This window comes from Vibrio genomosp. F10 str. 9ZD137 (assembly GCF_049974785.1).
In the GTDB taxonomy this organism is placed as follows: Bacteria; Pseudomonadota; Gammaproteobacteria; order Enterobacterales; family Vibrionaceae; genus Vibrio.
On sequence record NZ_JBNGCJ010000435.1, the window covers coordinates 1 to 10,548 of the forward strand.

5 protein-coding genes and 1 pseudogene are annotated in these 10,548 nt (G+C 42.1%); 5 read left to right on the forward strand and 1 reads right to left on the reverse strand.

The features are described 5' to 3' along the window. The 4 genes and pseudogenes from ACP45E_RS10345 to ACP45E_RS10360 form a co-directional block, all read left to right on the forward strand. Nucleotides 1-247 (forward strand): annotated as a pseudogene (locus ACP45E_RS10345) (2-nitropropane dioxygenase); the annotation flags it as partial. Nucleotides 248-577: 330 nt separating this feature from the next. Then, nucleotides 578-1,600 carry an HD domain-containing phosphohydrolase gene (locus ACP45E_RS10350; protein ID WP_017033564.1) on the forward strand — a complete coding sequence of 341 codons (1,023 nt, stop codon included), beginning with the start codon at nucleotides 578-580 and terminating at the stop codon, nucleotides 1,598-1,600. Between the two features lie 3 nt (nucleotides 1,601-1,603). After that, nucleotides 1,604-5,815, forward strand: a complete 4,212-nt coding sequence (locus ACP45E_RS10355) for an ATP-binding protein (RefSeq protein ID WP_017037955.1) — start codon at nucleotides 1,604-1,606, stop codon at nucleotides 5,813-5,815. A 169-nt stretch (nucleotides 5,816-5,984) separates the two neighbouring features. Continuing rightward, entirely contained in the window at nucleotides 5,985-7,988 is a 2,004-nt protein-coding gene (locus ACP45E_RS10360) for an alkaline phosphatase D family protein (protein ID WP_017037956.1), read from the forward strand. Nucleotides 7,989-8,203: 215 nt separating this feature from the next. On the opposite strand, the gene ppsR is transcribed toward ACP45E_RS10360, so the two are convergent. Further along, a complete protein-coding gene (gene ppsR, locus ACP45E_RS10365; protein WP_017037957.1) occupies nucleotides 8,204-9,037 on the reverse strand; it encodes a posphoenolpyruvate synthetase regulatory kinase/phosphorylase PpsR in 834 nt (277 codons plus the stop codon). A gap of 178 nt (nucleotides 9,038-9,215) precedes the next feature. On the opposite strand from ppsR, the gene ppsA reads away from it, so the two are divergent. Then, on the forward strand, nucleotides 9,216-10,548 hold a 1,333-nt coding region (ppsA, locus tag ACP45E_RS10370), incomplete at its 3' end, for a phosphoenolpyruvate synthase (protein WP_083251595.1).

The window sequence follows — 10,548 nt, forward strand, 5'->3', positions numbered from 1 at the left end:
GTCAAACACAGGAGAGAAGGGGCGCGAAATGGATTACCAGGTGTGGGCCGGTCCTGCGCTTGGTGCATTTAATGAGTGGGCGAAAGACAGCTACCTAGATGATTACACCCAACGTAACGCCGTTGATCTCGCAAAGCACCTAATGCACGGCGCTGCTTATCTTGCTCGTATTAACTTATTAACGTCTCAAGGCGTTAAACTAACACCTGAATTGGCACGTTGGACGCCCGGTCAAAGAATGGCTTAAAAATTTAATAATCTCGTTGTTTATTTAATTTTCAAAGCGACCTTCCTTAGGTCGCTTTTTGTTTCAAATAAGAAAATTAAAATTAAATCATAAGCAGAAACAGGGTTAGTTCATGCGCAAGTCATATTAGCATTGATGTATAGACAAGATGAACACACGAAGATAGACATACAAGTTACGCTAATACCATCCATGATTCCTTTCAAAACATGATACGGCTAGCACGTTTATAAATAGGCGACGAAACGATTCGCGTAATAGTGATTTTACTTCTACACTTTCTAAGAATAATTCATAATTTCATTATGTTATCGTGGAAGAGGGAAGGTAATGACAGAAAGAGCGACACTGTTGATCGTTGATGATACTGCTGAAAACTTAGATGTATTGACTGGCTTATTCAAAGGTACTTATCAAGTTAAAGCTGCTAAAAGTGGTAAAGTTGCGATTAAGTTGGCTCAAATGACGCCACAGCCTGACCTTATTCTTCTCGATATTATGATGCCAGACATTGATGGATACCAAGTATGCAAGCTCTTAAAGGAACACCCTAATACCGCTCATATTCCCATTATCTTTGTTACTGCAAAAATATCTCCCGCAGATGAAATAAAAGGGTTAAGCCTTGGTGCTGTTGACTATATAACAAAACCGGTTACACCTGCGGTGGCGATACAACGGGTACAAACGCAGCTGGCTTTATACGATCAGAAGAAAGCGTTGTATCTGAAAGTTAAAGAACAAACGAGTGAAATCAACCTCAGTAAAGTAGAAATGGTTAAAATGCTGGGACGTGCCGCGGAATACAAAGACAACGAGACGGGAATGCACGTACTCAGAATGAGTCACTACTGTCACGTACTCGCCCTGGCCAGTGGAATGCCACTGGAAGACGCAGATTTATTGCGAGAAGCGGCTCCTATGCACGATATAGGAAAAATAGGCATCCCAGATTGCGTACTCCTAAAACCAGGAAAGTTAGGCAAATCGGAATGGGAGACAATGCAAACCCATGTCAATATTGGGGTTGATATATTAGGGGATACAGCTGGGTCCAAATTGTTGGAAATGGCTGTGCAGGTAGCGCAAAACCATCATGAAAAGTGGAATGGTCATGGATACCCACAAGGACTAAGTGGCGAGCAAATCCCACTTGTTGCGAGAATAGCCGCCATTGCTGACGTTTTCGATGCGTTAACATCAGATAGACCGTACAAGGAAGCATGGAGTCTTGAAAGGACCATAGCGCTATTGAAAGAGGAAAAAGGGCAGCATTTTGACCCAAATTTAGTGACCCTATTTTTAAATAACCTCGATGAAATTTTAGCCATTCAATCGAAATTTAAAGATTAAGCGATGGAGGCTTTAATTCACGGTTTGTTTATGAAGTTCTGGCGGAATAATCGATTGTTGCTTAATAGTTTTCTATTGGGCTTTGTGTTGTTTTCTTCCTCTGTATGGCCCAATGAAACGTTTAATTTCACTCCTGAAGAACGGATATGGTTATCACAAAACAAAGAGTTAAATGTTGCCTTAACTCAGAACAGCTATCCATACCTCTTTAAAAACGATCGAGGTGAGGTTGATGGCATTGTGCACGATTTCATTCGGGAAATTGCAGAGTTAACTCACCTAAGAGTCAACTATGTTCGCGTTGAGAGTTGGAAGGGTGCAAATGAATTATTAGACTCAGGTAAGATAGATGTTTTACCCATCAGTTTTCATAAAATCGGGAACGACGACAAATATCTTCACACAAACGATTACCTTCCTTATCAAAAACAGCTAATTACGCAGTATTCTTCGCCTATTATTCATACGACAGAACAGTTTAAGCTTATTACTTTAGCGGTTGTAGATGGGTCGGACACACAAGACTTGGTGAATGGTTTTTTCCCTGACATGAAAACAATAGTCTTCGAGACTAAAGCGGCGGCGTTAAGGGCAGTGAGTAAAGGCGAAGCCTACGGAATGATCAGTGAGTTAGTCTCTGCAATGAACCTAGCTTCTGAATTTGGTATTGAAAACTTAAAGCCGAATGGCATTGTAAAAGATTGGTTTACGTCATTTGCTAGCTTTACTCTTCATAAAGACGCTACCGTTCTCCACGCTGTAATGAATAAAGCACTCGGTCAAATGAGTTACGAAAGTCAAAACTACATAATAAGTAAATGGTTAAAAGATAACCCATATCGTATCAAGCTAGATGGTGTGTTTGATTTTGGTAACCCTCCGTACATGTACGCTGATTCACCTACCATAGGTATAGAGTATTCCTTACTTCAAGAGCTTTTTAATAATATGGGATTTCAAATCGGTGATTCCCACCGGGCAGTACACTCAAGACGTACAAACATATTGACGAACGATTCAGAAATAGATTTTAATTCTGGAATTGTCAGTAAATTACCTGGTAACCACTATTATTCGGATTCGTTAGTCGACGTTGAATACATCGCGGTATCTCTTGTTTCCAGAGAGCTAACCCTAACGCGTTCAAACATCGAAGAGGGAGCGAGAGTTGGCGCAGTTATACAAGATGGCGATTCCCCTAGCCGGAAAGCAGTCGACGCATTTTTAGAGCAAACTGAACTGAAATCTGCTGTTGATTATCCATCGTTAAAATCAGCCTTTGAAGCACTGAATAATCAATCAGTTGATGTACTGATCGTTGAGACACGTGTACTAGATTGGTACTTGCAACACGAAAGTGATGTCAATCGTAATACAATAAATAGGCATAGTTCATTTACTGCCTCCTTCCCAATATATGTTGAATTTAGGAAGAGAGAGCATCGAGATCGTTTTAACGCTTCCCTAAACAGTGTTCTCGCCAACAAACCAGCGATTCGTCAGTTTGTCACAAAACACATAGAAATGGATTTTCGTCCACAGTTAAAGCGAATGCATGTTATCGCGCAAGTACTGGCGATGTATTTATACAAGGATGATACTAAAGGGATTGAATCGATTGTAGAAATTTTTGATTTAGCGCAAGATCTTGCTGCGATAGAGATATTGGGCAATAAAGAAGGGGAAAAATTGTATAGCGTTATCAATTCGGGCGGAAGGTTAATCGAAGACCAAAGTTTTAATACGTCAAGTTATACCAGTGTTTCAAAAGACAGTATTTATTCCTCTGAAAATGGTGACGTTAAAGTAGGAGTTGTGACATTCCACTTCGACCTTAAAAATATGGACAGTAATTACGCTTATTTACCGTCTTTGGACCTTTTTCAGCATTTAGAGGAAAATGAACGGATCTATATAGACAAAATTTATGAAGAAAATGAACTTACCGGGCAGATTCTAAATTTAACACCTGAAGAGCTGGAGTGGATTTCATCAAATCCAAACCAGAGAATGGCAGTTGACCCCAATGCATTACCATACGAAGGATTTTCCAGCGACGGTAAATATATAGGAATGATTGCTGAATTCATCGAAATAATCAATGCGAAAACAGGATTATTGGTCGAACCCGTTCATGTTAAGTCTTGGGTTGAAGCCACTCAACTTATTAATAATAATGATGTAACTATGATTTCCGCAGCGGTTGAAAACCGAACGTTCACTGGTGAATATCAACCTGCTCTGGCCATTATATCTAGCCCTTTAGCGATAGCCTCAAAGATAGACACCAGTGGGGTGCTCCTACCAGATCTGATGGGATGGCGCGTTGGTGTATTAGAAAGCGCTTCTAATACGAAAGTTCTGCTAGCGACTTACCCAGATATTGATTGGGTGATGATTGACAATACGAGCGACGGATTAGACCAAGTGGAAAAAGGCGAGTTAGATGCCATGTTGGATACAGTGCATGTACTCAACTATTTAATTAGTCATCACGGTTACTATGATATGCGAATTGTAGGGCGTTCAAATTATGTTGTCTCTCCGACATTTCATATTTCTAGCGATGAGCCGATATTAAATTCAATTATTGATAAGGCCATACGCTCTATTGATCAACAGCAGAAAACATCCGTTATCTCAAAGTGGTCTGCGCCCAAAACTATCGACAACACGAATTATCAATTGATCTATTTGGTCACTGGGTTTTCAATGTTGTTTATCATTATCAGTTTAATCTGGAATCGTCGACTTAAAACCGAAGTACAAAGAACAAAACAGGCTCAAGCTGAAGCGGTTATTCTGCAAGAACAATTGATTGGTGTACTGAACGCCTCTCCTATCGCCGCTGCAATTATCCAAAATGACAAAGTCGTTTACACGAACGACACTGCGCTTGACCTATTTGACATTGGCTCTGAAGTTGTTAGCAACGTAAATGTAGAGTCTATCTATTCAACAAACAGTACCCTCCGTGAAATTTATCGAGAGTTACTAGAAAAAAAACACGTTATTAATAAAGAGGTAACGCTAAACACCATGAATGGAAAAGCATTCACGGCGTTGACCAGTTACTACCTTATTAAGAATGAAGGGGAAACGGCGACTCTTTTTTGGGCTTATGATATATCAGAGTTGAAAGAGCTGAATGAACAATTAAACCAAGCGATGATATCAGCTGACGCGGCGAATCAAGCTAAGTCAGATTTCTTAGCGAATATGAGTCATGAAATTCGTACGCCGATGAACGCAATTCTTGGCATGGCCTATTTAGCGCTTCAGGAAGAACAAAGTCCGCAAGCAAAAAACTACGTGAAAAAGGTACACCGTTCTGCGGAGTTTTTACTCAGTATTATTAACGATATTCTCGATTTTTCTAAAATTGAGGCGGGCAAACTCAATATTGAGAAGGCTCCGTTTCAGTTATCTACCGTTCTTGAGGGGCTTAATGATGTCTCGTCTGTGTCGGCGAAAGACAAACCTGTTAAGGTTCTTTTAGTCGCCGACCAGAAGATCCCAAATAGTCTCATCGGAGATTCTGTTCGCTTGTTTCAAGTTCTTCTCAATTTAATAGGGAATGCAATTAAGTTTACGTCAAATGGCGAAGTTTCACTTAACGTCAGGTTGGTGGAGCGTTCTGAAGAGTTTGCCAAACTTCAGTTTGAGGTCATTGACACTGGCATTGGCATCGGTATTGAACAGCAACAAGACCTTTTTAAAGCCTTCTCTCAAGCGGATGCCTCAACGACGCGAAAGTATGGCGGTACTGGATTAGGGCTAAATATTAGTCAGCAACTAGTGTCTGTGATGGGGGGGGATATAACGGTAGAAAGTGAACTGGGTAAAGGGAGCTGTTTTTCTTTCGAGCTATGCTTTGGTGTTAATGAATCCTCACTAAATGATTTGAAAGAAGAGTTGTCGCCACTAGAGCATCAGCTTAGAACTTCTTTGAGTCGTCCCTCGTTGTCACTAGCGTCTGTTAAAGACGAAACGGTGGAGACGAATGATGCAGAGCAATTCATACCAATCAACGATCTTAAGCGTTTAGCTATATTAATTGAAGCCTATGACATTGAATCAAAATCCGTAGTTTCAGAATTAATTGAGCGTGTACCTCAAGCCAGTCAAAAGTTGTCTGTTTTAGTTCAGTATTTAGAAGACTACGATTTTGAAATTGCACTCGAGGTCGTGCAACAATGGCTAGTCGATCGTTAACGTCGCTATTAGAAAGGAAGGGTACCGTACGTACCGTTCATTTAGAGCCTTGATTAACTTTTGTCTCACTATTTTAAAGCAAGTGAAATTCAAATGGATACAGTCATACCAAATGGTGTAAATTAACGGGAGTGCCAAAGTACTATACGAAATGGAGTTTACACACCGTATGCCAGTAGAGCCCCAAACAAGCCACTCGAGTCATCTTTCAGATCATTCCTTCGACAACAATACAGAGCCAAATTCACTCATTAATAGTGCGTTACCTGTTGTTTTATCTGGTCCTATACTTAGAAAATGTTCTCGTTCTGAGCTCACTATTTGGTTGGCTGTTTCAACACCTCTAATCGGGCATTTCGAATTATTTAAGAAGAATGATGACAAACAGATTGTCAAAGCAAAGCTAGAAGAAGGCGAACATGTAAAAATAGGCAAACGAGCATGGGTGTATCAGCTTCATCTTTCGGGAGACTTTCCTACAAACGAGCCTCTTGAATATGATGTAGTGACCGAGCATGGCAACTTAAGAGATTTGATTCCCGATCTGCTGTACAACGAAGAAACCCGGCCGCAATTTGACATTAAAACCAACGCTGATTACGTCATGCACGGTTCCTGCCGTAATCCACATTACCCAAGTCAAGATGCGCTTGTTACCGCAGACAAAAAAGTTGCGCTTCTTCCTATTGAAGAAAGACCTTGTTTACTCATGATGAGCGGTGATCAAATCTACGCTGATCATGTTGCTGGCCCAACACTGGATGCGATTCAACAGGTCATTACATTACTCGGCCTTAATGAGGAAGAATTTGAAGAGGCACCGATAAAATCGTCTTCAGATCTATACAAACACGAAGACAATTTTTATCGCAGAAATAAAATCTTGCCACATTATTTAGATGGAGGGGAAGGCGTTCTCAGCCGACATGAACGACTCAGAAACTGGTTGACTCGACGTGTGCCCGTGTTTAGCTCTCGAGAGTCGGGGAATCACCTCATTTCTTTGGCAGAGTTTAACGCCATGTACTTACTTGTTTGGTCCCCAACGCTGTGGGCATACGTCGACAATAGTGCGTTAAAGAAAAACAATTTTGTCCATGCGGGAAAAGAACTCGACGTAAAATGGAAGAATTTGTGGGAGAAAGAGTATCCAATCATTGAAGAGTTTATTGCAGGGCTCTCTTCTGTTCGCCGCTTGATGGCGCATATTCCCACTTATATGATCTTCGATGACCACGATGTTACTGATGATTGGAACTTAACTCGAGGGTGGGAGCAAGCCGCATACCAACACGCTTTTTCCAATCGTATTATTGGCAATGCGCTTATCAGCTACTGGCTTTTTCAAGGGTGGGGCAACGCGCCGACTCAATTCAATGATGCATTCATTAATAGCGTGAAAAACGTATTTCTTGAAACTCATAGCGAAACGCATGATGCGCTCATTGCGTCGCTATATCAGTTTGAGCAATGGCATTATTCCATTGAAACGAGCCCTAAGATCCTGGTTCTCGATACAAGGACAAGACGATGGCGTTCAGAATCAAAAATGAACAAACCTTCTGGACTGATGGATTGGGAAGCACTGACTGAACTGCAACACTCGCTGATCAATGAACCCGCGGTGATCATCGTTTCTCCTGCGCCTATGTTTGGCGTGAAATTTATAGAAACGTTACAGCGAGCCGCAACCGCCCTTGGACAGCCGCTATTGATTGACGCCGAGAACTGGATGGCACACCCAGGTTCAGCGAACACATTGCTAAGTATCTTTACCCATTCAAAGACACCCACCAATTTTGTCATTTTGTCGGGTGACGTGCATTACTCATTTGCTTACGACATTCGCCTCAGATTCAGTAAAAGCAGCCCCAATATTTATCAAATTACCGCAAGTGGTTTAAAGAATGAGTTCCCAGATCCGCTATTAAAGGTCTGCGATGCGCTTGACAGGGCACTGTATAGCCCAAGGTCCCCTCTCAATCTATTCACCAAGCGTAAGAATATGAAGATTTATAAGCGAGATCCTGACTTTGATGGGGAAAGGCGCTTAATCAATCAAAGTTCGATCGGAGAAGTGTATTTAGATTCAAACGGTAGGCCGAATAAAATACAGATATTGCTCGCAAAAGGAGACACTGTCACTTTTCCCGACGTGGGTAAACTAAAATAGAGCGAGCGGTGCAGCCCAGTGAGATACAAACTGGCTTAGAAGCACATAATCAAAGATGAAGCCTACCGCTGAGAGAAGAGGTAGGCCTCACTGCTTTTTAACTACACGACTTATCGACACGACTTTTCAGCGACACGAATGGCTAAGCTGTCGCAATTCCTACGCGGTACCCATTATTAAACTATTCAAATTAATAAACTATACACATTAATAAACTACACCAATCGCCGTTTTAATCCGGCCTTTTCTAGAATACGTGTGGAGATTTCTTCAACAGACAGCGAAGAAGTATTGATATAAGGAATGGCTTCCCGCCTAAACAGGGCCTCTACACTTTGTAGTTCAAGTTTGCATTGCTCGGTACTGGCATAATCACTGCCCGATAACCGATTTTCGCGAATCTCGGTCAAGCGTTGCGCATCAATGGTGAGGCCAAATAACTTATGACGATGAATTTCAAATTCGGGCAGAAGCTTCATGGCTTTAATGTCATCATCAATGAAAGGATAATTGACGACTCGCAAACCAAACTGCATCGCCATATACAAGCTTGTTGGGGTTTTACCGCTGCGTGACACACCAAGTAATACGATATCGGCTTTTTCAATGCCTTTAAGGGTGATGCCATCATCGTGGGCTAGGGTATATTCAATGGCAGCAATTCGGTCAAAGTAGGTGGCGGAGTCACGGTTTACGCTACGAGAACGTTGCAGTTTAGGGGTTGGCTTCATATCAAGGTCGGACTGCATTTTCTGTACAAGCCCTTCAAGCACATCGTAACAAAATGCTGAACTCTCGAGTAAAATCTGTCTAACGCTAGGAAGGACGATTGAAAAAAACACCAGTGGCTTTTGTCCTGTTCTGACAAAGCTTTGTTCGATCTCTTTAACAACATCCGACACTTTGTCTTCCGTCTCAACGAAGGGAAATGTTTTCTCATTTGCAGAAAAAGAGAATTGCCCAAGCAAAACATGCCCAAGTGTTTCACAAGTGATCGCTGTGCCGTCAGAAACATAGAACACATCACGACTTTCAATATCAATTTGCATATTTTGTTTATTCTATCAAATAATGTTGAGTATCATGCACACCATAATAACGATAACAAAACCTGGTATGCAATTACGTACTCCACAGCTTGAGAAAATTGTTTGCATTTTTTTCAGCTCTTACGTAATCGTTTGCCTTTCCCCTACAATTAAAGCTGCAATGCATTCGGAGAAATTCATGCATAAGAACACTCTCTGGTTTAATCGCCTGTCCATGGAAGACGTCGACAAAGTCGGCGGTAAAAATGCCTCACTAGGTGAAATGGTTTCTAACCTTTCAAACGCTGGTGTGTCAGTACCAAACGGGTTTGCTACCACCTCTCATGCGTTTAACCAATTTCTTGATTTTGAGGGTCTTGATGAGCGTATCCATCAATTACTCGACGAACTCGACGTTGAAGATGTCGACGCGCTACGAAAAACCGGGGCTCAAATACGGAATTGGGTGTTAAAAGCGCCATTTCCTGGCGACCTAGAACAAGCGATTCGTGATGACTACCGCAGTCTTATCGATGGCAACGAAGAATTATCGGTGGCAGTACGATCATCCGCGACGGCGGAAGATCTTCCTGACGCGTCTTTCGCGGGTCAACAAGAAACATTTTTGAATGTGAAAGGCATCGATGCGGTACTTGAAGCCACGAAACATGTTTATGCGTCTTTGTTCAATGACAGAGCGATCTCTTACCGTGTCCACCAAGGTTTTGATCATCGTGGAATTTCGCTTTCCGCGGGTATTCAACGCATGGTGCGCTCTGACAAAGCTTCATCAGGGGTTATGTTTACGTTAGATACGGAATCGGGTTTTGACCAAGTCGTCTTCATCACCTCTTCTTGGGGGCTTGGTGAAATGGTCGTTCAGGGCGCAGTGAACCCCGATGAATTCTACGTGCACAAACCGCTTTTAGAAGCAGGGCAAGTGCCAATCGTAAAGAAAACCTTTGGTTCAAAACTTATCAAAATGATTTATTCAGATAATCAAGAGATTGGTAAGCAAGTCGATATCATTGATACGACGCCTGAAGAACAGCTGCAATTCTCACTCAACGACGATGAAATTAAAGAGCTCGCCAAGCAAGCTATCATCATCGAAAAGCATTATAAGCGCCCAATGGACATCGAATGGGCCAAAGATGGTATCGACGGAAAGCTCTATATCGTGCAGGCAAGACCAGAAACCGTCTGTTCGCAAAATGAGCAAAATGTCATTGAACGTTATGAACTCAATAATAAAGCGGACGTGTTGATCGAAGGCCGTGCCATTGGTCAGCGCATTGGCAGCGGAAAAGTACGGCTGGTGGACTCCCTGGATCAAATGTCACTGGTTCAAGAAGGCGATGTGCTTGTGACTGATATGACAGACCCGGATTGGGAACCGGTCATGAAAAAAGCATCAGCAATTGTGACCAATAGAGGTGGGCGCACTTGCCACGCAGCAATTATCGCTCGCGAACTTGGCATTCCCGCAATAGTGGGCTGTGGAGAAGCAACTGATGCACTGAGCGATGGAG